At 61.5% G+C, this 25,506-nt stretch carries 24 protein-coding genes; 19 read left to right on the top strand and 5 right to left on the bottom strand.

The window, feature by feature from the left end:
* Positions 1 to 90: 90 nt before the first annotated feature.
* Genes RQP55_RS01650 through RQP55_RS01620 form a run of 7 tightly spaced genes read left to right on the top strand, consistent with a single transcriptional unit; the run spans position 91 to position 6,848 of the window.
* Entirely contained in the window at positions 91 to 1,305 is a 1,215-nt protein-coding gene (locus RQP55_RS01650) for an acyl-CoA dehydrogenase family protein (RefSeq protein ID WP_315608437.1), read from the top strand.
* Between the two features lie 10 nt (positions 1,306 to 1,315).
* Positions 1,316 to 2,134, top strand: coding sequence for an alpha/beta hydrolase (locus RQP55_RS01645; RefSeq protein ID WP_315608436.1), 819 nt, complete (start codon positions 1,316 to 1,318; stop codon positions 2,132 to 2,134).
* Positions 2,127 to 2,621 (top strand): flavin reductase family protein, encoded by a 495-nt coding sequence (locus tag RQP55_RS01640; RefSeq protein ID WP_315608435.1) that lies wholly within the window; start codon positions 2,127 to 2,129, stop codon positions 2,619 to 2,621. The genes RQP55_RS01645 and RQP55_RS01640 overlap by 8 nt, the downstream gene beginning before the upstream one ends.
* On the top strand, positions 2,618 to 3,400 hold the full coding sequence (locus RQP55_RS01635) for a fumarylacetoacetate hydrolase family protein (RefSeq protein WP_315608434.1): 783 nt from the start codon (positions 2,618 to 2,620) through the stop codon (positions 3,398 to 3,400). Before RQP55_RS01640 ends, RQP55_RS01635 begins: the two co-directional genes overlap by 4 nt.
* A gap of 10 nt (positions 3,401 to 3,410) precedes the next feature.
* A complete protein-coding gene (locus RQP55_RS01630) occupies positions 3,411 to 4,343 on the top strand; it encodes an acetaldehyde dehydrogenase (acetylating) (RefSeq protein WP_315608433.1) in 933 nt (310 codons plus the stop codon).
* On the top strand, positions 4,340 to 5,377 hold the full coding sequence (gene dmpG / locus RQP55_RS01625; RefSeq protein WP_315608432.1) for a 4-hydroxy-2-oxovalerate aldolase: 1,038 nt from the start codon (positions 4,340 to 4,342) through the stop codon (positions 5,375 to 5,377). Before RQP55_RS01630 ends, dmpG begins: the two co-directional genes overlap by 4 nt.
* Before the next feature lie 4 nt (positions 5,378 to 5,381).
* Complete coding sequence (locus tag RQP55_RS01620; RefSeq protein WP_315608431.1) at positions 5,382 to 6,848, top strand: FAD-dependent oxidoreductase; 1,467 nt, start codon at positions 5,382 to 5,384, stop codon at positions 6,846 to 6,848.
* On the opposite strand, the gene RQP55_RS01615 is transcribed toward RQP55_RS01620, so the two are convergent.
* Both RQP55_RS01615 and RQP55_RS01610 read right to left on the bottom strand, forming a co-directional pair.
* The gene (locus tag RQP55_RS01615) at positions 6,841 to 7,554 is read right to left on the bottom strand and encodes an SDR family oxidoreductase (RefSeq protein ID WP_315608430.1); all 714 of its coding nucleotides are present in this window, start codon (positions 7,552 to 7,554) and stop codon (positions 6,841 to 6,843) included. The two genes, RQP55_RS01620 and RQP55_RS01615, sit on opposite strands and share 8 nt — an antisense overlap.
* Positions 7,555 to 7,592: 38 nt before the next feature.
* Entirely contained in the window at positions 7,593 to 8,150 is a 558-nt protein-coding gene (locus RQP55_RS01610) for a nuclear transport factor 2 family protein (RefSeq protein ID WP_315608429.1), read from the bottom strand.
* A gap of 131 nt (positions 8,151 to 8,281) precedes the next feature.
* Between RQP55_RS01610 and RQP55_RS01605 the strand changes: the two genes are divergently transcribed.
* From RQP55_RS01605 to RQP55_RS01595, 3 genes are read left to right on the top strand one after another with little or no spacing between them, the layout of a single operon-like run.
* Complete coding sequence (locus RQP55_RS01605; RefSeq protein WP_315608428.1) at positions 8,282 to 9,625, top strand: DUF1254 domain-containing protein; 1,344 nt, start codon at positions 8,282 to 8,284, stop codon at positions 9,623 to 9,625.
* Complete coding sequence (locus RQP55_RS01600) at positions 9,622 to 10,866, top strand: cytochrome P450 (protein WP_315608427.1); 1,245 nt, start codon at positions 9,622 to 9,624, stop codon at positions 10,864 to 10,866. Before RQP55_RS01605 ends, RQP55_RS01600 begins: the two co-directional genes overlap by 4 nt.
* Positions 10,867 to 10,885: 19 nt before the next feature.
* Positions 10,886 to 11,509 carry a nuclear transport factor 2 family protein gene (locus tag RQP55_RS01595; RefSeq protein WP_315608426.1) on the top strand — a complete coding sequence of 208 codons (624 nt, stop codon included), beginning with the start codon at positions 10,886 to 10,888 and terminating at the stop codon, positions 11,507 to 11,509.
* Positions 11,510 to 11,520: 11 nt separating this feature from the next.
* On the opposite strand, the gene RQP55_RS01590 is transcribed toward RQP55_RS01595, so the two are convergent.
* Positions 11,521 to 13,215: an FAD-dependent oxidoreductase gene (locus RQP55_RS01590; RefSeq protein WP_315608425.1), complete on the bottom strand. Its 1,695-nt coding sequence runs from the start codon at positions 13,213 to 13,215 to the stop codon at positions 11,521 to 11,523.
* Positions 13,216 to 13,232: 17 nt separating this feature from the next.
* On the bottom strand, positions 13,233 to 14,006 hold the full coding sequence (locus RQP55_RS01585) for an SDR family NAD(P)-dependent oxidoreductase (protein ID WP_315608424.1): 774 nt from the start codon (positions 14,004 to 14,006) through the stop codon (positions 13,233 to 13,235).
* A gap of 144 nt (positions 14,007 to 14,150) precedes the next feature.
* On the opposite strand from RQP55_RS01585, the gene RQP55_RS01580 reads away from it, so the two are divergent.
* The 9 genes from RQP55_RS01580 (at position 14,151) to RQP55_RS01540 (ending at position 23,717) form a co-directional block, all read left to right on the top strand.
* Entirely contained in the window at positions 14,151 to 14,912 is a 762-nt protein-coding gene (locus RQP55_RS01580; protein ID WP_315608423.1) for an SDR family NAD(P)-dependent oxidoreductase, read from the top strand.
* 202 nt (positions 14,913 to 15,114) lie between these two features.
* The gene (locus RQP55_RS01575) at positions 15,115 to 15,621 is read left to right on the top strand and encodes an EthD domain-containing protein (protein WP_315608422.1); all 507 of its coding nucleotides are present in this window, start codon (positions 15,115 to 15,117) and stop codon (positions 15,619 to 15,621) included.
* Between the two features lie 138 nt (positions 15,622 to 15,759).
* Positions 15,760 to 16,629 carry an SDR family NAD(P)-dependent oxidoreductase gene (locus RQP55_RS01570; protein ID WP_315608421.1) on the top strand — a complete coding sequence of 290 codons (870 nt, stop codon included), beginning with the start codon at positions 15,760 to 15,762 and terminating at the stop codon, positions 16,627 to 16,629.
* 1 nt (position 16,630) lies between these two features.
* Positions 16,631 to 18,220 carry an AMP-binding protein gene (locus tag RQP55_RS01565; protein ID WP_315608420.1) on the top strand — a complete coding sequence of 530 codons (1,590 nt, stop codon included), beginning with the start codon at positions 16,631 to 16,633 and terminating at the stop codon, positions 18,218 to 18,220.
* Positions 18,217 to 19,884, top strand: a complete 1,668-nt coding sequence (locus RQP55_RS01560) for a class I adenylate-forming enzyme family protein (protein WP_315608419.1) — start codon at positions 18,217 to 18,219, stop codon at positions 19,882 to 19,884. Before RQP55_RS01565 ends, RQP55_RS01560 begins: the two co-directional genes overlap by 4 nt.
* Position 19,885: 1 nt before the next feature.
* Positions 19,886 to 20,752 carry an amidohydrolase family protein gene (locus tag RQP55_RS01555; protein WP_315608418.1) on the top strand — a complete coding sequence of 289 codons (867 nt, stop codon included), beginning with the start codon at positions 19,886 to 19,888 and terminating at the stop codon, positions 20,750 to 20,752.
* A gap of 43 nt (positions 20,753 to 20,795) precedes the next feature.
* Complete coding sequence (locus tag RQP55_RS01550) at positions 20,796 to 21,902, top strand: Rieske 2Fe-2S domain-containing protein (RefSeq protein ID WP_315608417.1); 1,107 nt, start codon at positions 20,796 to 20,798, stop codon at positions 21,900 to 21,902.
* Entirely contained in the window at positions 21,844 to 23,418 is a 1,575-nt protein-coding gene (locus tag RQP55_RS01545; protein WP_315608416.1) for an amidase, read from the top strand. The genes RQP55_RS01550 and RQP55_RS01545 overlap by 59 nt, the downstream gene beginning before the upstream one ends.
* Before the next feature lie 5 nt (positions 23,419 to 23,423).
* Positions 23,424 to 23,717, top strand: a complete 294-nt coding sequence (locus RQP55_RS01540; protein WP_315608415.1) for a hypothetical protein — start codon at positions 23,424 to 23,426, stop codon at positions 23,715 to 23,717.
* Here RQP55_RS01540 and RQP55_RS01535 read toward each other — a convergent pair.
* The gene (locus RQP55_RS01535) at positions 23,688 to 25,343 is read right to left on the bottom strand and encodes a hypothetical protein (RefSeq protein ID WP_315608414.1); all 1,656 of its coding nucleotides are present in this window, start codon (positions 25,341 to 25,343) and stop codon (positions 23,688 to 23,690) included. The two genes, RQP55_RS01540 and RQP55_RS01535, sit on opposite strands and share 30 nt — an antisense overlap.
* Positions 25,344 to 25,506 lie beyond the last annotated feature (163 nt).

Genomic DNA, 25,506 nt, shown 5'->3' with positions numbered 1-25,506 from the left:
ATTGACGATTTGCGTATCAAACGTTACAAAATTTTACGAAGCCACTCGCTCGTGGCAGCTGAGTCGAAGCAAGCAAGAGGAAACTGGGAGATGGCCACCGCAGCCCTACAGACCGAGTATGCGAACTCGATCCCGACCAGCGATGAACTGGTCGACCGTGCACGGGCTATGATCCCTGCACTCAAGGCCCGCGCACGCCAATGCGTGCGTGACCGCAATGTTCCGCGCGAAACCATCGCCGAGATGCAGGCAGCCGGCTTCTTCAAGATCGTCCAGCCCAAGCGCTGGGGCGGGTACGAAATGCATCCCAATGTATTCTTCGAGGTGCAGAAGGCCTTGGCCGAGGGCTGCATGTCGACAGGCTGGATGTTTGGCGTTGTTGGCTGCCACCCTTATGAATTGGCCCTTTTTCACGACAAGGCGCAGGAAGAAGTTTGGGGTGACAACCCGGACATGCTGGTCTCCTCAACCTATCAGCCGGTTGGCAAGGTTACCCATGTAGAGGGTGGCTTCCGCCTGTCAGGCCGATGGGGCTTTTCGACGGGATCGGCGCACTCTGGCTGGGTGCTGCTTGGCGCGTTCTGCCCGCCCAAGGACGATGGCACGCCGGCCGAAATGCGCACCTTCCTGTTGCCGCGCAGCGACTATGCGATCGACGAGGACGCTTGGCACGTGTTTGGCCTGCAGGGCACTGGTAGCCACGACATTATCGTCGATGACGTGTTCGTGCCGGATTATCGCACCCACCGGTCGATCGACGGTTTCCTCTGCAAGAACCCGGGCCAGGAAGTGAACACCGGCCCGCTTTATCGCCTTCCCTGGGCGCAGGTCTTTGTCCGCTCGGTCTCCACCGCCGCATTTGGCGGAGCGCAGGCGGCGATCAACGCGGCGCTCGACATCATGCAGAGCCGGATTTCGACCAATACCGGTAAGGCTTCGAAGGACGATCCCATTCTCCACGCGGCCATAGCCCGCGCGATTGCCGAAAAGGGCGAAATGGAAACCACCCTGCGGCTTACCTTTGAAGACCTGATGGGCTATGCCGAGCGGGGTGAGGATATCCCGATGGAAAAGCGGGCCTTCTATACCTATCAATCCGCCACCGTGGTGCGCCGCCTCGCCAGCCTGGTCGACGATATTGTCCAACTGTTTGGTGGCCGCGCGATCTATACCAGCAGCGAGATCATCCAGCCTTGGCTCGATCTCCACGCTGGTCGTGCACACGTTGCCAACGATCCCGGCAACCGTACCAGCGATGCAATCAACGCCATGCTGGGCCAGGCCCCGCTGAACCCCTTCCTGTAAGGACCTCGGCATGACGGCCCTTTCGGAAGCGACTTACGACGTCGCTGGCGGTTATCAGGTTCACCTTAAGTCGGCTGGCCAAGGACCGGTTGTCGTGTTCATCCACGGCAGCGGTCCGGGCGCATCAGGGGCATCAAATTTTCGCCAGAACTGGCCCGCCTTCGTGGCCGCCGGATATCAGGTGATCCTGCCCGATCTCATCGGCTATGGTGCCTCATCGCAGCCAGAGGGTATCGATTACACACTGCAGCTGTTCACCGACACGCTCTACGAAGCACTGCGGCAACACGGGATTGAGCGCGCGACGCTGGTCGGCAATTCGCTTGGAGGCGGCGTGGCGATCCAGCTGACACTTGACCATCCCGAATTCACCGAGCGGCTGATCCTGATGGCGCCAGGCTGCATCGAAGAGCAAGCCGACTACTTCAAGATGCCCGGGATCACCAAGATGGTGTCGAATTTTGGCGGGCCGGACTTCAACCTGGCTGAACAGCGCCGCTTGATCTGCAATCTGGTTCACCCCGACTTTGCCGCCCACATTCCAGACGCCCTGGTTGAAGAGCGGTTCGCCGTGGCCCGCAACCAGCCCAAGGACGTGCTGATGCGGATGCGCACCCCCAATCTGGGGCCGCGGGTGGGCGAATTGCAGGTGCCGATCTTTGTGCTGTGGGGGCTGAACGACGAGTTTTGCCCCGAAAGCGGCGCCCGGCATTTTCTGGATCGCTGCGCCGATGCCCGTTGCATGACCTTCACCCGCACCGGTCATTGGGTTCAGGTTGAGCGGGCAGAAGAGTTCAATCGCTATAGCCTGGAATTCCTGCGTGGCTGATGGCTATCCGCTGATCCCCGAAGAACTGCCGCAACAGTTTCGCGCAGCCATGCGGCGTCTGGCCGCATCGGTGGCGATTGTGGCAGCCCGGGGCGAAGCAGGGCCGATTGGCATGGCAGCCACTTCGGTCACCTCGCTGACGGCGGACCCGCCCGCAGTGCTGGTTTGCGTTAATCGCGCGACGGCGCTGCACGGGTTGCTGGTGCCGACCGCGCCGCTTTCGGTGAACCTGCTGTCGCGTGATCAACAGGATGTCTCGGCCGCCTTTGGCGGAGGCGTTTCGCAGAATGAGCGGTTCCGGATCGGCGAATGGCGCGATGGCCCTGATGGCTTGCCGGAACTGGCCCGAGCCCAGGCCAATCTCGGCTGCGTGATCGACGCGATGCTGGCCTATGGTACGCATTCGATTGTCATCGCTCGGGTGCTGCGCGCCACGGTCAGCGATGGCATCGCCCCCTTGATCTATCAGGACGGAACCTATCTGTGAGCGAAGAACGCACCGCGAGTCTGGCGGGTGAACTCTATGCTGCCCTGCGCGAGTGCCGGGTGGTCGCCCCATTGATCGAACGTCACCCCGATCTGACCATCGACGATGCCTATGCCATTTCGCTTGGCTTCTTGGCCCGCCGCCGCGCCGATGGTGAACGCGTGGTTGGCAAGAAGATCGGCGTTACCAGCAAGGCCGTGCAGGACATGCTTGGTGTCCACCAGCCCGACTTCGGCTTCTTGACCGACTGGATGCAGACCGGCGACGTAATCGATGTCGATGCCAAGGCCCTGATCGCGCCGCGCGCCGAGGCCGAGATCGCCTTCGTGCTGAAAGACAGTCTGGCCGGACCCGGCGTAACCGCAGGGGACGTTATTGCCGCAACCGACTATATCGCCCCCTGTTTCGAGATCGTCGACAGCCGCATCCGCGACTGGAAAATCGGGATTGTTGATACGGTTGCGGACAATGCCTCATGTGGAGTCTTCGTTCTTGGCGAAGCCAGGGCCAATCCACGCGATCACAATTTACCCGCGCTGCACGTGACCGTCACCAAAAACGGCGCGGCGTTATCGGAAGGATATGGTCACGCCGTCCAGGGCGACCCAGCCCAGGCGGTTGCCTGGCTGGCCAACACGCTGGGCACCTATGGCGTCACGCTTGATGCAGGCGACGTGATCCTTTCAGGCAGCCTGGTCCCGCTTGAGCCGGCGGCAAAGGGCGATGTCTTTGCGATGACCCTGCACGGTGTTGGCACTTGCACGGCTCGTTTTGTCTAAGGAAACAGTAATGGCACGCGTGAAGGCCGCAATCATCGGTTCAGGCAATATCGGCACCGACCTGATGATGAAGATGATCAAGTATCCGCAGAACATGGAACTGGCGGCGGTTGTGGGGATCGACCCGGCTTCGGAAGGGCTGGCCATGGCCCGCGAGCATGGCATTGCCACGACCCACGAGGGGATCGAAGGGCTGAAGCAGCTAGCCTGCTATGCCGAAATCGGCATCGCGTTTGATGCAACCTCTGCATATGCCCACAAGGCGCACGACGAGGCCCTGCGGGCCGACGGTATCCAGGTGGTCGACCTGACCCCGGCCGCGATCGGGCCCTTCACGGTCCCACCAGTCAACATGAGCCAGCACCTTGATCAGCCGAACGTAAACATGGTGACCTGCGGCGGTCAGGCGACGATCCCGATGGTGGCCGCGGTCGCCCGGGTTTCGGACAAGGTCCATTACGCCGAAATCGTTGCCTCGGTTTCATCCCGTTCTGCCGGGCCAGGAACCCGCGCCAACATCGACGAATTTACCCGCACCACCGCGCGGGCGATTGAGGTGGTGGGCGGCGCAACCAAGGGCAAGGCGATCATCATCCTAAACCCCGCCGAACCGCCGATGATCATGCGCGATACGGTCTTCACCCTGTCCGAAGGCGGCAGTGAGGATGCGATCCGTCAATCCGTGGCAGAGATGGTGGCGGAAGTGCAGAAGTACGTTCCCGGCTATCGCCTCAAGCAAGAGGTGCAGTTTGAACGGTTCGGCGACAACAATCGCCTCAAGATCCCCGGCATGGGCGACTTCACTGGGATCAAGTCGATGATCATGCTCGAAGTCGAAGGGGCCGGGGATTATCTGCCCTCATATTCGGGCAACCTCGACATCATGACCGCCGCTGCCAAGGCCACCGGCGAGCTTCTGGCCGCGCGGAGGATGAGCGCATGAGCAAGTTCGATGTCACTGCAGGCGACAAGGTTTACATCCAGGATGTGACCCTGCGCGATGGTATGCACGCCATCCGTCACATGTACGGCATCGACCACGTCCGCGCGATCGCGCAAGCGATCGAGGCTTCCGGCGTGGATGCGATCGAAGTGGCGCATGGCGATGGTCTGTCGGGTGCCAGCTTTAACTATGGCTTTGGCGCTCATACCGACTGGGAATGGCTGGAAGCCGTGGCCGATGTGCTGGATAAATGCGTGTTGACCACCTTGATCTTGCCTGGCGTTGGCACGGTTGAGGAACTGCGCCGCGCTTATGATATCGGTGTGCGTTCGGTCCGGGTCGCCACGCACTGCACCGAAGCCGACGTATCAAAGCAGCACATCGGTATTGCCCGCGACCTAGGCATGGACGTTTCGGGCTTTCTGATGATGAGCCATATGATCGAGCCGGACCATCTGGCCAGCCAGGCGCTGTTGATGGAAAGCTATGGCGCGCAGTGCGTCTATGTGACCGACAGCGGTGGCGCTCTTGACATGGATGGCGTGCGCGCCCGGTTCGAAGCCTATGATCGCGTGCTTAAGCCTGAAACCCAGCGCGGGATGCACGCCCACCATAACCTCTCGCTTGGCGTGGCCAATTCGATCGTCGCCGCGCAGTGCGGCGCGGTGCGGATTGATGCCAGCCTGACGGGCATGGGTGCGGGCGCAGGCAATGCACCGCTTGAGGTCTTCGTGGCCGCCGCAGACCGTAAGGGTTGGAACCATGGCTGCGACGTCAGTCTGCTGATGGACGCGGCCGAAGATCTGGTTCGCCCCCTGCAGGACCGCCCGGTGCGGGTTGATCGCGAGACCCTTAGCCTTGGCTATGCCGGAGTCTATTCCAGCTTTCTTCGCCATGCCGAGAAGGCCAGCGAGACTTACGGAATCGACACCCGCGAAATCCTGCTCGAACTGGGCCGCCGCAAGATGGTCGGCGGGCAAGAGGACATGATTGTCGATGTGGCGCTCGACATGCTGAAGGCGCAGGAAGGTTAAACCCATGGCCGAAATTTCGCTGCACCGCCCCTACCCGGCCAGCGCGGTCGAGTCCTGGGATTTTGAAACTGACGTTGCCATCATCGGCTTTGGCGCGACCGGTGCCTGCGCCGCAATCGAAGCCGCCGATGCAGGCGCCAAGGTGATGCTGTTCGAACGCAATTCAGGCAGCGGCGGGGCTTCGGGTCTGTCGGGCGGCGAGATCTACATCGGCGGCAGCGGCGGTACTGATGCTCAACGCGCTGCGGGGTTCGAGGATACCACCGCAGATTTTACCGCCTATCTTAAATTGGCCGGCGGCCCCTGCGTCGACGAAGCCAAGTGCGAACTCTATGGTCGTGAAGCTGTGAACCACTATGCCTGGCTCAAGGCCCAGGGCGTGCCTTATCGCGGCAACTATCTGCCCGGTAAACACATCGAACCGACCGATGACTCAACCCTGATCTGGTCAGGCAGCGAGGCTGCGGCGCCATTTTGCGACCAGGCCAAGCCGGCCCCGCGTGGACACGTGATCCAGCACATGGGCTGGGGCGGCGGGCGGCCATTGGTCGACGTGCTGGAAGCCAGCGCCCGCGCCAAGGGCGTGGAAGTGATTACCGACGCCCGCGCCCTAGCGCTGATCCAGGATCGTGAGCAGATAGTGGGCCTGGTGGTGCGGATCGATAACCAGCCCCGCTTTGTGAAGGCGGCGAAGGGCGTGGTGTTGGCCACCGGCGGTTTCGTGTTCAACCAGGCTATGCGGCGCAAGCACTGCCCCGATACCTTCAAGCTCAACGATCCAATCGGCGACAAGGACGATGGTTCAGGCATCGAACTGGGCATAGGCGCGGGCGGCGAAGCAATCCACATGGACCAGTTCTTTACCACCTGTCCGTGGACCATGCCCGAAAGCCACGCCTATGGCGTGTTCGTTAACACCAAGGGGCAGCGCTTCATCAACGAGGACTGCTATCACGGCCGGGTCAGCCGCTGCGCGGTCGATCAGCCGGACGGCAAGGTCTATTTGCTTCTGGATAATGCCCACTTCGTCCAGCCTATGGACTTTGCGCGGATGCGGATTGCTGGCACAGGCGAGACCTGGGATGAGGTTGAGGCCGAGCTGGAAATGCCTGCCGGCACGCTCAGTGCCACCATGGCGGTTTACAACGAGCACGCCCGCGCAGGCCGCGACCCATTGTTCGACAAGCGACCGCCAATCTTGGTGGCACTCGACCAAGGCCCCTTCATCGCACTCGAGCTGGATTTCCATGACAGCTACTTCAGCTTCTTCACGCTCGGCGGGCTGAAGACTTCGACCGATGGCGAAGTGCTGGACCGGTCCGGGTCACCGATTGCTGGTCTCTTTGCTGCGGGACGCTGCACCTCTGGCCTGCCGGCTTGGGGGCATGGTTATTCGTCAGGCATGAGCCTGGCCGATTGCACCTTCTTTGGGCGGCAGGCAGGTCGTAAGGCGTCGAGCCAGTTTAGCTGACCAGCTGACCACCGTCGACCACCAGCACAGTACCGGTGGCCTTGCGCGCCTGATCAGAAGCAAGAAAGGCCACGGCTGCGGCAATATCCTCGGGATCGCAGCTCCCATCCTCCAATTTTGGCATGCCGCGCATGACCATCGACCAGTCTATTTCACCCGCTGGTGGCTGCTGCTTGGTCATTGGCGTGTTAACGTGGCCCGGGCAGACCGCGTTGATCCGCACACCCTTGGGCGCATATTCGGCCGCCAACGCCGTCGTCATGCCAACCACTGCGTGTTTCGATGCGCAATAAGCAGCGGTATAGATCATGCCGCGCAGGCCCGATGTCGAGCCAATGTTGACGATATTGCCCTTTGACCGGACCAGATGCGGCAGGGCGGCCTGGCTCAACACGAAAACGCTGGTCGTATTGATCCGCAAGATCCGCTCGAAATCCTCAACCGCATAGGCTTCGGTCGGCCCCCATTTCAGCATTCCAGCCACATTGCACAGAACGTCCAGACCGCCCTCTGCCGCTGTGGCGATCAATGTGCGACACGATGCATGATCTTCCGCATCATAGGGCACGGCCGTGGCTGCATCGCCGATCATGGCGGCAGTTTCTGCCAGCCCGGCAGCATTGATATCGGCCAGGGTCACCTGTGCTCCTTCGGCCGCGAACAGCTGCGCGGTTGCCCGACCGATCCCCGATGCGGCGCCTGTCACCAAAACTCGCTTGCCTGCAAACCGCACAGCTGTTCTCCTTAACCGAATGTTTCGGGCGCATCGCCCATGACGGTGACCACCGGCTGCCCGGCCGCATCAACGCTGTGAATTAAGCACGACAAGCGACGCGAGCGGGTTTCCGCAATCCACCAGCGGCCATCCTGCCGAACATAGAGGTCATCATATTCAACCCCCATTTGCGTCAGCGTGCGGCTGGTCAGATTGATGTTGTGGAACAGCAAGGACCATTGCCCGGTCGCTCGATCTTCGCCCACAAAACGGATTACGCCGTTGGCACCGTGGTGGATATCAAAGATGCCGGGCGCGCAGCCCAATTGGGCATAGACAGCGACAAAGGCCTCTCGATCGGCAAAGGCCGGAAAGCCATCGTAAGCAATCACGGCCCCCACCGGCAGCAGACAATCGCGCACGGCTTCGGGATCCTTGGCATCGCAGGCGCGCAGATAACGCGCCTTGAGATCACGGATCGCCCGATCATCCTCTAGCCGCTGCAGCCGCTGCTCCAGCGTCACGACCGCTTCGCCCATCGAGCCAACAGTACCGTTATGGACATCGGGAAAGCCCCCCAAACGCAAGAACCCGTCCGAACGGCCCACACAATTGCGTAACCCAATTTGAGCGCTATTACGCGATTCATAATTGCTGGGCAACGCTAAAGCCAATACCATATTAACAACCGCAATAAGATTACGCGTTTGGAGGGAAGATGCTGTCGCTTGTCATGGCACTTGCCACTGCCGGCCTGCCGGATGAAACCCAGTGCGCCGCGCTGGCCAGCGATCCAGTCGCCGCACTGGCCTTTGCCACGGGCTTACAGGGCTTCACCTATGGCTATCCGCTGGTTGACCTGCTTAAGCAGCAACACAATGAAACGCACCGGATCGCGCCCGACCAACCGGTGGCTGCCCCGGTCAATACGATTGCCGTCTATCCCCATCTGCTGACGCCAGAGACCCAGGGCCAGCTGCGCGCGGCCAATGCCGATACACTTTATCTGAACGCCTGGATCGACCTTTCACGCGGTCCTGTGCTCTTGGATGTGCCCGCGTTCGGATCGCGCTACTATACCCTCGCTTTCATGGATCTTTATGGGCGCCCCTATCACCTGGGTACGCGCACCAACCGCGGGGCGGAGCGGCGTTACGCCCTGGTCGGCCCGGCGGGCGGAACCGTGCCCACTGGCTATGAAGCCTTCCGACTGCCCACCGACACGGCCTGGATGCTGGGCCGGATTCTGGCGGCTGACCAGGCCGATCTGGCCGATGCCAAGGCGCTGGCAGCCAAAATCCGCATCCAAGGCACGCCAGGTGCGCCGGTTAGCGCCGCGGCCCCGCTGCAACCGTTCGCCAGCCTAGAGTACTTCGTGCTGCTGAACCGAGCACTGCGCCAGGTACCGGCCAAGCCAGGTGAGACCGCGCTGATGGCGCAGTTCGATCAGGCTGGGTTCGGCCCGCGCCAACAGTTTGATCCGGCCGCGCTTAAGCCGGCCGAAGCACTGGGCCTTGGCTGCGCGGTGCGACAGGGACCAAAGATCCTGGCCCAGCGCGGTTTCCGCCCCTCGCGCATTCAGAATGGTTGGATGTGGTCAGGCGCAATGGCCGATCCGGGTGATGATTTCCTGCTGCGGGCCGAAGTGGCCCGCGGGGGTTATGTCAACGCGCCGGAGGAATCGATCTATCCCGCGGCAATCACCGATCACCATGGCGAAAGGCTGGACGGCAGCCGGACCTATCGGATCCGTTTCGCCAAGGACGCACTGCCTCCGGTCGATGCCTTTTGGTCGCTGACCGCCTATGATCGCACCACGTCGCAGCTCGTGCCCAATCCGCTGCGGCGCTATACCATCGGCGATCGCACCAAAGGTTTGCGGCGGGATCGCGATGGCGGGCTGTCGCTCTATCTTTCGGCGCGCCAGCCCGCTGTTGGCCGGACGAACTGGTTGCCGGTGCCTTCCGGGCCATACCATGTGGTGATGCGGCTCTACCTGCCCCGCGCCGAAGCGCTTGACGGCCGATATGCCTTGCCCGCGATCGAAAGGATTGCCCAGTGACCCGCCCGACCAGCACGATCGATGCCTTTTCGCCCGAAGCCTATGCCGATGAGGCCGGCATTGCCGCACGGTTTGCCGCCATGCGCGCCCAGGGGGACGTGCTGTGGATCGAGCAGGAGCCCTATCGACCGTTCTGGGCCGTGCTGCGTCACAAGGACATCATGGAGATCGAGCGGAACAGCAAGGTCTGGCTCAACGCCCCGCGGCTGACCTTGCTGCCGGCCTGGTTCGAGGATCGCACGATTGCCCAGTTCGGCAGCCGGACAGGGCCGGTGCGGACCCTGCTCGATATGGACGAGCCCGACCATCGCAAGCACCGCCAGCTAACCCAGTCCTGGTTCAACTCCCGGTTCCTCGACACCTTGCGGGAACGGATGAAGCTGCTGGCCCGCGAATATGTCGACAAGATCGCGCGGCTAGCTCCGCTGGGGCCCTTCGACTTCGTCGAGGAGATCGCGGTTCCCTATCCATTGATCATGATAACCTCGATCCTTGGCCTGCCCGAGAGCGACGCACCGCTGGTGCTGCGACTGACCCAGGAACTGTTCGGGGCAAGCGACCCCGATCGCAACGCCAATGGTGATTTCGGTCTGGCGACTGCGATGGAGTTTTTCGGCTACCTAGGCGGCGTGGTACAGCAACGGCGGCAGGCGCCGCAGGACGATCTGATGTCGGTGATCGCCACCGCCACGATTGATGGCGCACCCGTATCGGACATGGACACCCTGTCCTATGGAATGCTGCTGGCAGCGGCGGGGCACGATACCACCAGTTCCAGCGTTGGCGTGGGCATGATGCAACTGGCCCGCAACCCGGATCAATTCGCCAAATTGCAAGCCGATCCAGCGCTGGTCGCGCCCGCCGCGCAAGAGATTTTTCGCTGGGCCACACCGGTGCGGCACTTCATGCGCACCGCCGCCGTGGACACCGAGATTGCGGGTCAGCCGATCGCGGCCGGGGAACAGGTTGCGATCCTCTATCTTTCGGGCAACCGCGACGAACGTGCCTTTGACGAGCCGGATGCATTCCGAATCGACCGCACCCCCAATCGCCATCTGGGCTTTGGCTATGGCGCGCACCATTGCCTGGGCCGGATCCTGGCGGAGATGGAGCTGGAAGCCCTGTTTGCCGAAATCGCGGCGCGCGTGGCAACGATCACGCTTGCCGGGGAACCCGAATGGGTCAAAACCAACCACACGGGCGGGCTAAAGCGCCTGCCGGTGCGCGTGACGATGAAATAACTCAACGAAAGCAATCGGAATGACCACTATCGAAGCCCGGATCGATCGCCTTGAATCGCTGGATGCGATCCGTCAGCTGCCCGCAAAATATGCCCTGGCGCTCGACATGCGCGATATGGATGCGATGGTTTCGTTGTTCCCCGCCGATGTCCGGGTGGGCAAGGATGCCAGCGGTCGCCAGGCGCTGCGTGCCTATATGGACCGCACCTTGCGTTCGCCCTTTACCGGCACATCGCACCATATTGGCGGTCACGTGATCGAATTTGACGATCCCGATCATGCCCACGGCGTGGTCTATTCCAAGAACGAGCACGAAACCGGCGATGAATGGGTCATCATGCAAATGATGTATGTCGACGATTACGTACGCCAGGATGGCTGCTGGCACTTCGCCCGGCGCCTACCGCTTTACTGGTATGCCACCGATCTCAACAAGCCGCCGATTGGCGAAAACAAGATGCGTTGGCCAGGCACCGCATGGGCCGAAGGGACCTTCCACAAGCTGTTTCCAAGTTATGCCGAATTCTGGTCGCGTGATGGTGACCACGGCGGTCCGGTCCCCGAACCAGCCCCGCTCGACAAGTTCCTGGAAACCATGCGGCGCGGGGCGGCCGCTCCCAAGGTCAAGGTGCGCGCTGATTGATCAGCCAGCGATCAATCCTGATTGCTTCCGGTAAGGTGGTTGGCGGCAATATAGCCAAAGGTCAGCGCGGGGCCGATTGTTACCCCGGCTCCTGGATAGGATTCGCCCATGGCTGAGGCTGCGCTGTTGCCGATGGCATAGAGCCCGCCAATCGGCTTGCCCTTCGCATCGAGCACTCGAGCGAGGTCATCAGTCTTTAGGCCGCCATTGGTGCCGATATCGCCGGGATAGATCGGCATGGCATAGAACGGCCCCTTGCTGAGCGGTCGAAGGCAGGGATTGGGGCTGACGCGCGGATCGCCATACATCTTGTCATAGGCTGCCTCGCCGCGGTGGAAATCGGGATCTTCACCCCGGGCGGCATTGACGTTGAACCGGCCAACAGTCGCTTCTAGCCGGGCCGGATCGACACCCATCTGGACGGCCAGTTCGGCAATGGTCCCACCCTTCTTCAGGATCGTCTTGACCATGCCGTTCTGCAGCCAGTCTGGTACCAGCGGATAGACCGGACCAACCGGATAGGAATGGCGATAAGTGTGATCGAACACGAACCAACTGGGGCTGGCATCGCCATGTTCACGCTGGCGGCGGGCCATCTGCTGGCCAACGATGTGGTATGATGCCGCCTCGTTCAAATAGCGTTCGCCCTGCTGGTTAACCATCATGCAGCCCGGCAGCGCCCGTTCGATGGTGCAAAGCCGCCCGCGATCCTCGCCCGGCACATGGAATACCGGCGCGGCCCAGGTCGATTGCAGGTTCATTGTCTCTGCACCCATTGCCTGACCGGCGCGGATCGCATCGCCGGTGTTGCCGCTGGTCCCACCCGAATAGAGCGCATTGGGATAAAGTGGCGCATGGGCATCGCGCATCGCCTGGTTCTTGTCGAACCCACCAGCGGCCAGGACCACGCCCTTGCGGGCCCGGATCCGGATCGCCCGGCCATCGCGGCGCACCACCGCGCCAATGACCTTACCCTTTTCGTTGATAAGTTCTTCCAGCCCGCTGTTCAGCCAAAGCGGCACCTTGGCCTCGTTCAGCGCCAGCCGCAGCCCGCCGGCCAGGGCATTGCCAAGAGTTAGGCGGCGATCCTTACGCGAAGTGAAGCGAAACGGCCAGTCCAGCCAATATCGCGCCAGGCTCTTGGCCAGATGCAGCCACCAGCCCTTGGCCCGGAACAGCAGGATATAGGTCTCATCGAAATGCCAGTTGAGATAACCAAACAACGAAGCTGCCGGCGAGGCGAAGCGCAGGGTCCGCACGTCCTTGCCGAGGCGGCGCCCATCAAGCGGCAGCGGCATATGGGTGCGATAGCCACTTGGCGATCCACCAGGATTTTCGGCGTGGTAATCAGGATAGGGGAAAGCGTGGTACTCAATCTCGGTATTGGCCCCCATCCAACGCAGCATCTTGGCCGCGTTGCCGACATAAGCCCGGATATTGGCATCAGGGACATTATCTGCCGAGAGCGCGCGGACATATTTGAAGGCATCGTCGACATTATCGTGAAAGCCGGCAGACGCGGCCTGATCGCTAGCCGGAATCCAGATCCCCGCGCCCGAGGTGGCAGACGTGCCGCCCCACAGCTTTTCCTTTTCGACAATCAGCACCTCGGCATGGTTCTTGGCCGCGACCAGGGCCGAAAGCATACCCCCCGCACCCGATCCCACCACCAGAATGTCGATCTCCTGATCCCAGTTTGCGCTCATTGCCTGCCTCCTTCCGCTCAGGACGGAATGTAGAGCTGTGCCGCCTTGCCGCCATCAACCGGCAGGGCAACACCCGTGATGTAGCTCGCCGCGTCCGACAGCATGAAGACAATCGCCTCGGCCAGCTCTTCGGGCTGGCCGCCCCGCCCCAGCGGGATCGCATCGGCGGTCTTGGCAGCCAGTTCGGGCGCTTTGGTCGCAAAATCAAGCGTCGCCGCCGTGTTAACCTGGCCGGGCACAATCGCATTCACCCGGATGCCCTGGCGCGCGCCTTCCATAGCAGCCACAGCGGTGAACTGGATCAGCGCTGCCTTAGACGCCGAATAGCTTGAATAATTGGCCATCGCCCGGACCGCTGTCGTCGATGAGATATTGACGATCGAGCCCTTGCCCTGAGCGGCCATCACTTTCATCGCCGCCTTGGTCCCGACAAAGACCGCATCGGCATTGACCGCAAAATCCTTGCGCCAATGTTCCAACTTCAGGCGGCTGATCGGTGCATAATGGGTCGACATGGCATTGTTGACAAGCATGTCTAGCCGGCCGTGGCGGGCTGCAACATCCTCAATCAGTGCCTCGAACGCCGGGAAATCAGTCACGTCGAGTTGGACCGCCTCGATCTTGCCGCCTTCACCCGCAATCTGGGCCCGGGCCGCGTCGAGCAGTTCCTGGCGTCGGCCGCAAATCACCACCTGGGCTCCGCGTCGCGTTAGCAGGGCGGCAGTGGCCAGGCCAATCCCGTCGCTGCCACCGGTTACAATGGCCACCTTACCGGTCAGATCTTGGCTCATGCCCTCTCCTGTACGCCTTATTGCACGCCTCAGCGGCGCGATGGAATCTTTAGAAACGCAATTGACGCAGCCACGCGGTTTCTGTCAACCTAATGCGTAATCAAACAAGCGATGATTTACGAATCTTTCGGATTAGGAACAAACATGACCAAACTCTCCGGCAAAGTGGCATTGGTGACGGGTGCCGGGCAAGGGGTTGGTCAGGGAATTGCCCTAGCGCTCGCCGCCGCAGGCGCAAAAGTTGCCGTTACCGGCCGGACCATTACGAAGCTGGAGGCAACCTGCGCCATGATCGCCGAACGCGGCGGGTCTGCCCTACCGATTGCCGGAAACGTGAAGGATCCCGCAAACCTGGAGGATATGGTTGCGCAAACCGTCGCCCGGTTTGATGGCCTGGATATCCTGGTCAACAATGCGCAAGAGGTTCCCAATGGCCAGTTGCTTGACGTCAGCGATGAAGCCTTCGTGGCCGGATTTGAATCTGGCCCCCTAGCCAGTTTTCGACTGATGAAGCTGGCTCACCCGCACATGGTGGCCCGTGGCGGCGGGGTGATCATCAATCTCGCTTCCTCGGCCGGAATCCGCTGGGACATGGCCGGCTATGGCGCCTATGGCGCGGTCAAGCAGGCCACCCGGGTGCTGACCCGCGCGGCCGCGGCGGAATGGGGGCGACAGGGCATCCGCGTGCTGACCATTGCCCCCCATGCCGAAAGCCCTGGTCTGAAATGGTGGATCGCCAACAACCCGGTTGAAGCTGAAGCCTTCTTCAGCACCATTCCGCTGGGCCGGATCGGCAAGCTGGAGGAAGACATCGGTCGCGCCGTCGCAGCGCTGTGCGGGCCCGAAATGGCCTATCTGACCGGTGCGACGATCCCGCTGGATGGCGGGCAGGCCAATTTTGACTGACCCGGTGATGGGCAAGGTCATCGCATTGCTATGGGCCCCTGCGGGCACAGCGACTGAAGCCTTCGCCGCCCAAATCAAGGCCACGCTACCTCCATTGCTCAAATTAGCCGGGGCCCAGCACATTCGCCTCAACCTTGAAGATGCCATTAGCGGCAGGGGCGCAAATTTGCGCCAATCGCGCGGTCCGCGTCAGCATGACGCCTTGGTCCAGTTCGAATATTCCGGACTGGGTGAAGCCTTACCCGAACCGATCTGTGCAGCGCTAGCCAGGGCTTCGGAACAATGGCACGCCTGGCAGGTGACGGCGTCACTCATCATCGCCAACACCCGCCATCCCGCCCAAGCCGGCGAACGGACCGTCGGCTGGGCGCAAATGGCCTTCCTCACCTTGCCGGAGCGCCTGACCCACACAGAATGGTGCGGCCTGTGGCAGAACCGGCATACGGCCGTGGCGATCGAGACCCAGGCCAATTTCGAATATGTGCAGAACCTGATCGAGCGCCCACTAAGCCCCGGCGCACCACCCTATGTCGCGATTGTCGAGGAGTGCTTCCCCGAAGCAGCCCTGACCGATCCCTTCGTGTTTTTCGATGCTGTCGGCGATCCCGAGAAGTTCAAGGCCAATCTTGATCGGATGATGGAAAGCTGCGACCGGTTTATCGACCGCGGTACGATCGACGTGATCCCGACCGGACAATACAACTTTTAAGGCTTTTTTTCACGCGAAATCCAGTTGATTTGCCGGAACCGTCGCAATTTGCGTAGCTAAATAATCTTTGAAATCCGCAAAACCACGCTATAGGCAATGGCAAACGCGGCACTGCGTCGAATCATGGGAGAAAGTGGGATGACGGCAAAGGTAGCACTCGTCACCGGGGCAAGCCGCGGCGCAGGGCGCGGGATCGCGCGGGGCTTTGGCGAGCTTGGCTATACCGTCTATGTCACTGGCCGGACTACGGCCCCCGGCGATGCGAAGGGATGGGACGGAACAGTGCTGCCCGGGACTGTGGCCGAGACCGCGGCCGAGGTTAGCGCCGCCGGCGGCCGGGGCATTGCCGTGATGTGCGATCATGCCGACGACGCCCAAGTTGCCGCGCTGTTCGCGCAAATTGAACGCGATCAAGGTCGGTTGGATGTGTTGGTCAACAATGCCACCTATATTCACCACCAACTGATCGAGAAGCTGCCCTTCTGGGAGAAAGAGCTGGATGCAGCAAAGATCCTCGATGTCGGCCTGCGCTCGGCCTATGTGGCCAGCTGGCACGCCGCGCGGATGATGGTGGAACAGGGTTCCGGTACGATTGCCTTCGGCTCATCGTTCGGCGGTTCGTGCTATATGCATGGCCCGGCCTATGGCGCACAAAAGGCCGGGATCGACAAATTTGCCCACGACATGGAGCATGACCTGCGCGGCACCGGCGTAATCGCAGTCTCAATCTGGATGGGCCCGCTGGTGACCGAACGCTCGCTGATCGCTCAGAAGACCAATCCCGAGCAGTACGAGGGCTTTATTGAGGCAGCCGAGAACCCGGAGTTCACCGCCCATATCATTGATGCCATCGCCCAGGCCCCCAACCGCGACGAGCTGTCGGGCCAGACCCTGATCGGGGCGGAGATTGCCAAGGAACTGGGTGTGTCCGATCGCGGTAAAGACAAGCCGTCCTACCGTGACATGTTGGGCAGCCCGCGGCCAAAGAACCCGGCTGCGGTTTACTGATATGGCGCGCCAGTTTCACCTGGCCGATCTGTTCGAAACCGTCGCACAGGCGGTCCCCGAGCGGCTGGCGGTCATCAGTCAGAGCCAGAACCTGACCTTTGCCGAATTGAATGCACGGTGCGATCGGCTGGCTGCCGGCCTGGCCGCCCATGGCGTTCAGCGCGGTGCCTCGGTCGGGCTCTATCTTTATAACGGTCCCGCCTACCTTGAGGCCTTCATTGCCGCCTGCAAGCTGGGAGCCGTGCCTTACAACGTCAATTACCGTTACCGCGCGGACGAGTTGCGTTACCTGTTCGTCAATGCTGATAGCGCAGCCATCATCCATGGCGCTGAGTTTTCCCCCATCATCCGCGAGGTGCGCGATGCCGTACCGACACTGAAGCTGACGGTTGCGGTCGAAGACGGATCAAACGCCGATATCGCCGGATCAGTCCCCTATAACGAGCTGCTGGCCCATGAGCCTGGCGGTCCTTGGGATCGCAGCGCCGAGGACTATCTCCTTTGCTATACCGGCGGAACCACCGGCATGCCCAAGGGCGTTATGTGGCCCCACCGGGCCTTTGTCTTCGCCTGTGCCGGCGGGGCAGGCTATTTCAATCCGCACGGACCGATCCAGCATCCGCGGGACATCGAAAGCCGGGCCCGCGACGGCTATCCGCTGAAGATGTTCCCGCTGGCGCCCTTGATGCACATGGCGGCCATGTGGACCGTGTGGAGCGCACTGCTGAACGGTGTCACCATCGTGCTAGACGAAGGGCGGATCTTTGATCCCGAACGGGTGTTCGATATCGCCGAGCGCGAAGGAGCGAACATGATCCAGTTCGTGGGCGATGCTATGGCCACGCCGCTACGCGATGCCCTGCGCGCCAATCCCGGGCGCTGGAACCTGCCCGCGCTGGTCAACCTCGGCTCTGGCGGAGCGGTGTTTTCGCAGCACCTTAAAGATGACCTCAAAGCGCTGGTGCCAAGCGCGAGCATCACCGATGGCATGGGCTCGTCCGAGACCGGCATGTCAGGCATGGCCGAAAAGTCGGCAGAAGGCGTCATGCGTCTGCCGGCCAATGCTTTGCAGCAGGTGGTGGTGGATGCACGAATTGCCGCCCCTGGCGAAACCGGCTTTGTCGCCCGCACTGGCAACACACCGATTGGCTATTACAATGATCCGGCGAAGACTGCCGAAACCTTCGTGACCATTGATGGCCAGCTGTGGGCCGTATCGGGCGATGCGGCGCGGTTGGATGAAGACGGCATGATCACGGTGTTCGGTCGAGGATCGACTTGCATCAACACCGGCGGCGAAAAGGTATTCCCGGAAGAGGTTGAAGAAGCACTGCGCGCGCATCCCGCAATTTTCGACGCAGTCGTTGCCGGCCAGCCCGATGAACGCTGGGGCCAGCGCGTGATCGGTGTGGTTTCCGGCCGCCCCGGCATTACGGAGCCCAGCTATGACGAGGTGAAAGCCTTTCTCGCTGAACGACTAGCAGGCTACAAAGTGCCCAAGGCGCTGATCTGGGTTGACGAGGTGAAACGCTCTCCCGCCGGCAAGCAGGACTATCGCTGGGCCGGAGAAATCGCGGCAGACGCACGATGAGCCAAGTCGATCCCGTCTTTGCCGCAGTTACCGCCCCGGGCACACCGTTTGAATTGACCGAACGCGACGGGCTGCTCCAATTTGCCAATGCTGCCCCGGACCTGGGGCTGATGATCGATCATGCACGCCGTCATGGCGACAAGACGTTCCTGGTAGACTTTTCGTCAGCCGGGGCCGAACGGCGCCTGACTTTCGAACAGGTTTTTGCCTGGCGCGACCAGCTGGTGCCACTGCTGCAGATCCGGCGCGGAGACCGGGTGGCGATCTGCATGCGCAATCGCGCCGAATGGATCGTGGCCTTTATGGCCGTGATCAAGGCCGGCGGGATTGCCGCGCTCCTCAATAGCCGCGGCTCGCCGGCCGAGCTGGTGGCGATGATCGATGATGTTACCCCAGCGCTGGTGCTCGCCGACAGCCGCCGGGCCGCGCTGATCCGCGAGGGCGGCTATGGCGGGCGCATGGTCGATCTCACCAGCCCGATTGACCTTCAGGACAACGCCCAGCGATCGCCCGATGCCCTGCCCGATCCCGGTCTGGCTCAGCCGCTCGATCCGGCGACGATCCTGTTCACCTCAGGCACTACCGGCCGGGTCAAGGGCGCAGTGCTGACCCACAGAAGTCTGATCACCGGGCTGATGCTGATGCAGCTCTCAGGCGTGATGGTGCTGCACAACATGGCCAAGGCCCACGGCATCGCACCCGAAACGCTGATGGCTAATTTGCCTCAACAATCGGTGCTGCTGGTCTATCCGCTGTTCCATATTTCAGGCCTTGGCGCAGCTTTCCTTTCGCCGCTGTTCGCCGGATCGAAAGTGGTGATCATGCGTCGATGGGATGCCCAGGAGGCAGTGCGACTGATCGGGACGGAACAGATCACGATGTTTTCGGCGGTACCTACGATGCTATGGGACCTCCTCAACCGGGCTCGGCTGGGCGATGCAGACCTCTCGTCCTTGCGCAACATTGCCTCGGGCGGACAAGCTCTCCCCGTCAACTTACTTGATGAAATCCGTGCCGTCTGTCCGCAGGCGGTCATGGGGACCGGTTATGGAATGACCGAGGCATCCGGCTCGTTGGCTCAGGCAGTGGGTGAGGATTTTATCCGCAATCGCTCGTCTGCCGGCCGGGTCTTGCCCATGGCCGAGGTGCGGATCGTTGCGCCGGACGGCACAGTCATGCCAGCCGGACAAAGCGGTGAAATCCAGCTCAAAGGCGCAATGGTCATGGCCGGATATTGGAACCGGCCCGAAGAAACTGCCGCCGCCTTCACTGCAGATGGTTGGCTGCGAACGGGTGATGTCGGTTACATCGATGCAGAAGGCTATATCTTCATCGTCGATCGCGTGAAGGACATGGTCATTTCCGGCGGTGAGAACATCTATTGCGCCGAGGTAGAGCGGGTGATGGGCGAAATGCCCGGCGTGGACGAATGCGCCGCTTTCGGCATTCCTGATGAGCGTCTGGGCGAACTGCTGGTCGCCGTGGTCAAGGGCGCTGCCCTGGACGAACGCGCCGTAAAGGAATGGGTTGGAGAACGCTTGGCCCGCTACAAGGCGCCGGGCCGCGTTGCCTTTGTTTCAGAGCCCCTGCCCCGCAACGATGTGGGCAAGATCAACAAGGTGGCGCTGCGCGCGACCTGGCCTGCTTTATCCGGAGAACAATGACATGGGCATGCCCAAGGACATCGGCATTATCGACTGCATGCTTGGCATTCCTGAAGCCGAAGATCGGTCTGACTGGTTCACTGCCTTTCGCCCGCTGATCAAGGATGCGCAGACTCTGCAACAGTTCTCCATGCCAGCGCAGTACATGTTTAAGGACGTGCCGCAGACCGGCCATGCCGACGACTATGTTAAATGGACCGTCGAGCAGATGGACCAGCACGGCATTGCCAAGGCACTGATCGGCTGGAACGAGAATGAAACCTCGCGTAGGGCCAAGGAGCTTTATAGCGATCGCTTCTTCTTCGACCTACCCTGCGATCCCAACAAGGGAATGGAGGAAGTTCGGCGGATCAAGCGAATCCATGCCGAAGTCGGCCTCTCGGCGATCAGCGTCTTTCCGGCCGGCACGCTTCCCCAGGTGGCGATCAACCACAAATACATGTTCCCGCTTTATGCCTGCGCGGTGGAACTGGACATTCCAATCTGCCTCAACGTCGGGATCCCTGGGCCGCGCATTCCGATGGAAACCCAGAAGGTTGAGCACCTTGACGAAGTCTGCTGGTTCTTCCCGGATCTGAAGATCGTGATGCGTCACGGCGCAGAGCCCTGGCAAGATCTGGCAGTTAAGCTGATGCTGAAGTGGCCAAATCTGTATTATTCGACCAGCGCCTTTGCCCCCAAGCACTACCCGAAGGCGATCATTGACTATGCCAACACCCGGGGCGCGGAAAAGATTATTTATGCCGGTTACTTCCCGATGGGACTGAGCCTGGAGCGGATTATGTCCGATATGGCCAATGTACCGTTGAAGGATGAAGTCTGGCCAAAGTTCCTGCGCGAGAACGCCGAACGCGTATTCAAGCTCTAACCCTGTTTAAACCCACCAGTCCGGCATCTCCGGGGAGAATGAAATGACCGACGCCACAACCGACGCCCGCACTGCCCCGGTGGCCGTGTGGCAGGTGCTGGAAAAGATGACCAAGGAAGAGCGTGAGGCTTGGCGCGTCGCACCGATTGCCAACCGCCCAACCGCGGCCCAGCGCAACCTGGACATCGGCTTCCCGTTTGGCTGGTACCCGTTCATGATGGGCAAGGACCTGGCCGTGGGCGAGGTCAAGCCGGCCCGCTACTTTGCGCGCGACCTTGCGGTCTGGCGCGGTGAAGATGGCCAGGTGCGGATGATCGATGCCTATTGCAAACACCTGGGCGCCCACCTGGGCCATGGCGGCAAGGTGGCCGGAAACCTGCTGGAATGCCCGTTTCACGCTTGGCGCTATGATGGTGAGGAAGGCGTGGTCAAAGAGATTCCCTATGCCAAGGCCATTCCTCCGCAGGTCAAGCGCAAGTGCACACGCACCTGGCACATCCGCGAAGCCAACCAGTGGCTGTGGGTTTGGTATCACCCAGAAGACGTAGCCCCGTTGTATGAGGTAGTACATCTTCCCGAAGCCAGCGACCCCGATTGGACGCCTTATGATGCCGTCGAATGGCGGGTGTTCGGATCGTTGCAGAACATGGCTGAAAACGGTGTCGATTTTGCCCATTTCAAATACATTCACGGCACGGCCGAACTGCCCAGTTCCGAATTGTCATGGGGCGAATGGGACCGCTGCGGGATCGTCCGTGCCAAGATGGGCACGCCCAAGGGGATCGTCGATGGCACGATCACGAGCAATTCGATGGGCCCCGGTCAGGCCTGGGTGCGATTTACCGGGATCTGCGAAACGCTGCTCGTGGCCTGCATCATTCCGGTTGAGCTGGACGAATTGCAGGTGATCTATTGCTATACCCAGCCCAAAGAACAGGCTGAAGGACCCATGGCCGGCCTGGCTCGTGCTATCATTAAGGACGTTAACAAGCAGCTGGATCAGGACAAGGTGGTTTGGGATCGGATGCGCTATGAGCCGAATCCGATCATCTGTGATGGCGATGGCCCGATTCCCCATTTCCGCAAATTCTATGCGCGCTTTTACGCGGCGGGCGATGGTGTCCCATCGGTCCAGCGGGCGGCTGGCTGAAGTGCCAACCCGGCGGCAGGTGATGGCAGGCGGGGCCGCGGCAATCGCGGTCAGTGCGGCTGAAGGAGCCAGGGCAATGAGTAGCGGCGGGATTGAAAGCTTGTTGTCCAGCCACGATGCATTGGGCCTGGCTGGGCTGGTGCGCCAGCGCGAGGTCAGCCCGACTGAACTGCTTGAGGCCGCAATTGCCCGCACAGAAGCGCTGAATCCGCGCTTCAACTTCATAGCCCAACGGCACTATGATCACGCCCATAAGGCGCTGGCTGCCGGACTACCGAGGGGGCCATTTACCGGCGTTCCCTGGCTACTGAAAGACCTGAACACTCATATCGCCGGCGAAGTCACCGAAGGCGGCAGCCGGTTCTACAAGGGCTTTCGCGCGCCGGTAACCTCAGAACTTGTCAACCGGATCGAACGGGCCGGCTTTGTGGTCTTTGGCAAGACCACCACCCCCGAACTAGGGCTAACCGGCACCACCGAAAACAAGCTGACTGGCGATACCCGCAATCCCTGGAACCCGGCGCGGATCGCCGGCGGCTCGTCGGGCGGAGCGGCTGCGGCCGTGGCCGCCGGCGTGTTGCCCGCCGCCCATGCCACCGATGGCGGTGGATCGATCCGCATCCCTGCGTCCTGCTGCGGCCTGTTCGGGCTTAAGCCGAGCCGCGGGCGCGTGCCCATGGGACCACTACGGACTGAAGGCTGGGGCGGGCTTTCCACCCACCATGCGGTGAGCTGGACCGTGCGTGACAGCGCAGCTATCCTGGATGCAACCCACGGCACGGAACCGGGTTCCCGCTATGGCGCGCCGGCCCCGGCTGAGGGGTTCCTGGCCCAAGTTGGCAAGCAACCCGGCAAGCTGCGGATTGCGCTGATGCTGGATGCGCCCTCCGGTAGCCCCGTCGATCCTGATTGCCGAGCCGCGGTCCAGTCTGCCGCCGCCCTATGTGAAAGTCTTGGCCACCAAGTCGAGATTGCCCAGCCAAAGTGGGATGTCGGCGTGATCGGCCTGGCAGCCTTTCAAGTGATGGCGGCCGCCATTGCCGCTGACCTGATCGATCGCGGCAAGGCCACCGGCATGGCCCCAGGGCCAGAGGTACTGGAACCGATCACGCTGGCGTTCATGGGATTTGGCCAAAGCGTGACCGGGATGGATTATGCTCGGGCCAACAACACTCTGCAAAGCTTGGCCGTGACCATTGGTCAATTCATGAAGCGGTTTGATGTGATCCTGGCCCCCACCCTGGCCAACCCGCCGCTGCCGCTGGGGCGAATAAATCTAACTCCCGATTGCGATTTCCAGCAATGGGGCCAACGAGTAGCGGCCTTCTCGCCGTTCGCACAGATGGCCAATCTGACTGGGCAACCCAGCATGTCGGTGCCGCTGGGCCAATCGCCCACGGGTCTGCCCATCGGGGTAATGTTCACCGGCCGATACGGCGAGGAAGCCCTGCTCTATCGCTTGGCCGGCCAGTTGGAACAGGCAGCACCCTGGTTCAACCGCAGGCCGAGCCTGTGATCGCGGTGGATCTGGCCGCTCTGGCCGCTCCGGCGGGGCTGCTCGGGCTGATCGGCCTGGCCGGTCTGGCGGGCCTGCGCCAGCCCTGCGATCCGCAGCGGCCCGGTCAGCCAATCCGCCTGCTCGGCCTGCTGGGGCTGGCCGGTTTGGCTGGCCTGTGGATTGACGGCGCCGGCGCATTGGGCGCTGCCGGTGCGCTGGGCCTGTGGAACCACCAAAACCTCCGACTGGCACGTTGGGGGCGGCTAGGCTGGCTGTTCGTACTGGGCTTACCGTTCCTGATCGCGCACCTCGCCTGACAGCGGAGCCCCACGCTGGCGCGCCACGCGCACCGGGCCGGCGACCCCAGGGATGAACACGTCCCCATCGGGCAATAGCTGCAACACCCCCCAGGCCCCGTTGAACTGCTGGCTGCGGCCCAGCACCATGCGGGTTTCGGTGGTGCCCTTGTCGAAATCAAGGCCCGAAACATTCCAGCCATCGCTATCCCAGCCCAGCACATAGGCCTGGCGGCTGATTGTGCTGAGCACCGGAATGATGGCGGCAGGCGTGCTGATATCGGGCCGGGCCCACAGGCTGTCCCAGCGGTTAGCGCGATGATCCCAACGAAACATCTCTATGCCGCGCGGCGGCGTCTTAAACGGCCCCTGGACCAGCAGGTTATCAAGGTCGGGCTTGATGTTCTCTGGAGCCATCCCGTTCAGCACGAAAGCGTAGGGCCCGGCGACGCCGATCGAAGCCTCGGTTTGGATAAAGGGCGCCACCACTCCACCCATTCGGACCGCCATTTGGCCAGCGACGCGTGGCGAAGCAGAGCCAGGCTGGCGCTTAGCATCATGCGGAATCTCATCGCGCCAGAAGGCTACAATATTCATCTTCGGCTGCCCATCGGCGATCACCACCAGTCGGTCCTCTCCCGGCCCGAAGCCCATCAAGGTCGCCGTCGTGCCTGAACCGGTGCCGCCGCCGCGCACCCCGGGCAATGGTGTTTCGGTCAATTCATAAGCGGCCGACCAAGCGCCATCCCGCGCGCGGTCGGACAATCGCCCATTTCGCCAAACGAGCTTATGCATACGCCGGTCGCCAACAGCATATATTCCACCATCCGGATCTACTGACAGCGAATTGGTGAACAACTCGCCGGGCATCGAGACCACCTGCGGTTGCGTGATAAACTCTCGATCAATCACAACAACGCTGCCACCGACCATCGAAAAAACGACATGCCCATCGTAGGTCATATTGATGCCCAGAGGCATGTCGCGCATCAGGCCGATCCCACGTCGCGCCTCGGCATTCTCGCCCTGCCCTGCCCGCACTAGTCGCTTCAACAGCAGTTCACGTGCTGCCGCATCGCGCTTCAAAGTCGCAGGTATCGCCCACTTGCGTAACAGCACGACAGCCGAATAGGGATCGCGATCATCAGCCTGGCCAAAAACCAGGATCGCACTGCGTGTCAGGACATAGAACTGACCACGCTCATCGGTCATTGAGTAGATCCCCGCCTCACGCGCCTGCGTCTCTGCATAAAAAGGCAAAGTCCGGGCAAGATAGTCCCGCAATTCGGCCTCACTTCGCGCCATATCGAAAGCCGCCAGGTGGGCGTTTACGTCGGAATCCCGCAACAGGGTCATGCCATCGATCGGCAAAGCGGCAAGCTCCTCCCACTTCCCCTGGTCGATCCGGATCTTGGTCACTCGGTTGTTATTAGTGTTCCAGGTGGCTTGGGTCCCATCCGGATAGCGCAGCAGACCGGCATAATTGATTGTTAGCAGCCCGGTTGGAATCCGCTGGATCCGGGATGCTGGCACCACACCTTGCTCGCGCGGACCTTCAATCGGCATGGCATCCGATGCACCGGAATCGTTGTGCGTGACTGCTGGCGCACCTTGTGAAAGAAAGGGATTTGGCGGTGGCAGTGTCATGGTGCTTGCAGCCGCAGCCAGACTAAAAAGGATCATATAACGACTCCAACGGTATTCCCGCCTAGGCAAGCGAACGATTCCGCAAAAGACAAGACTCAATTGGCGTTTGACAGTTATTTGCGTATAAAATAGCCGTGCCGGCGACGCAAAATGTGAGGGAGTG

Origin of the sequence: Novosphingobium sp. APW14 (assembly GCF_032337075.1) — a bacterium.
Taxonomy (GTDB): domain Bacteria; phylum Pseudomonadota; class Alphaproteobacteria; order Sphingomonadales; family Sphingomonadaceae; genus Novosphingobium.
The sequence above is the reverse complement of the archived record's forward strand: the minus strand, read 5'-3'. Positions and strand labels throughout refer to the sequence as shown.

Bases quoted from the DNA above. Each gene is read 5' to 3' on its own strand.
- RQP55_RS01650 (WP_315608437.1), top strand. From the start codon at position 91: ATGGCCACCGCAGCCCTACAGACCGAGTATGCGAACTCGATCCCGACC.
- RQP55_RS01645 (WP_315608436.1), top strand. From the start codon at position 1,316: ATGACGGCCCTTTCGGAAGCGACTTACGACGTCGCTGGCGGTTATCAG.
- RQP55_RS01630 (WP_315608433.1), top strand. From the start codon at position 3,411: ATGGCACGCGTGAAGGCCGCAATCATCGGTTCAGGCAATATCGGCACC.
- dmpG (WP_315608432.1), top strand. From the start codon at position 4,340: ATGAGCAAGTTCGATGTCACTGCAGGCGACAAGGTTTACATCCAGGAT.
- RQP55_RS01620 (WP_315608431.1), top strand. From the start codon at position 5,382: ATGGCCGAAATTTCGCTGCACCGCCCCTACCCGGCCAGCGCGGTCGAG.
- RQP55_RS01605 (WP_315608428.1), top strand. From the start codon at position 8,282: ATGCTGTCGCTTGTCATGGCACTTGCCACTGCCGGCCTGCCGGATGAA.
- RQP55_RS01595 (WP_315608426.1), top strand. From the start codon at position 10,886: ATGACCACTATCGAAGCCCGGATCGATCGCCTTGAATCGCTGGATGCG.
- RQP55_RS01590 (WP_315608425.1), bottom strand. From the start codon at position 13,215: ATGAGCGCAAACTGGGATCAGGAGATCGACATTCTGGTGGTGGGATCG.
- RQP55_RS01585 (WP_315608424.1), bottom strand. From the start codon at position 14,006: ATGAGCCAAGATCTGACCGGTAAGGTGGCCATTGTAACCGGTGGCAGC.
- RQP55_RS01580 (WP_315608423.1), top strand. From the start codon at position 14,151: ATGACCAAACTCTCCGGCAAAGTGGCATTGGTGACGGGTGCCGGGCAA.
- RQP55_RS01570 (WP_315608421.1), top strand. From the start codon at position 15,760: ATGACGGCAAAGGTAGCACTCGTCACCGGGGCAAGCCGCGGCGCAGGG.
- RQP55_RS01565 (WP_315608420.1), top strand. From the start codon at position 16,631: ATGGCGCGCCAGTTTCACCTGGCCGATCTGTTCGAAACCGTCGCACAG.
- RQP55_RS01560 (WP_315608419.1), top strand. From the start codon at position 18,217: ATGAGCCAAGTCGATCCCGTCTTTGCCGCAGTTACCGCCCCGGGCACA.
- RQP55_RS01555 (WP_315608418.1), top strand. From the start codon at position 19,886: ATGGGCATGCCCAAGGACATCGGCATTATCGACTGCATGCTTGGCATT.
- RQP55_RS01550 (WP_315608417.1), top strand. From the start codon at position 20,796: ATGACCGACGCCACAACCGACGCCCGCACTGCCCCGGTGGCCGTGTGG.
- RQP55_RS01545 (WP_315608416.1), top strand. From the start codon at position 21,844: ATGCGCGCTTTTACGCGGCGGGCGATGGTGTCCCATCGGTCCAGCGGG.
- RQP55_RS01535 (WP_315608414.1), bottom strand. From the start codon at position 25,343: ATGACACTGCCACCGCCAAATCCCTTTCTTTCACAAGGTGCGCCAGCA.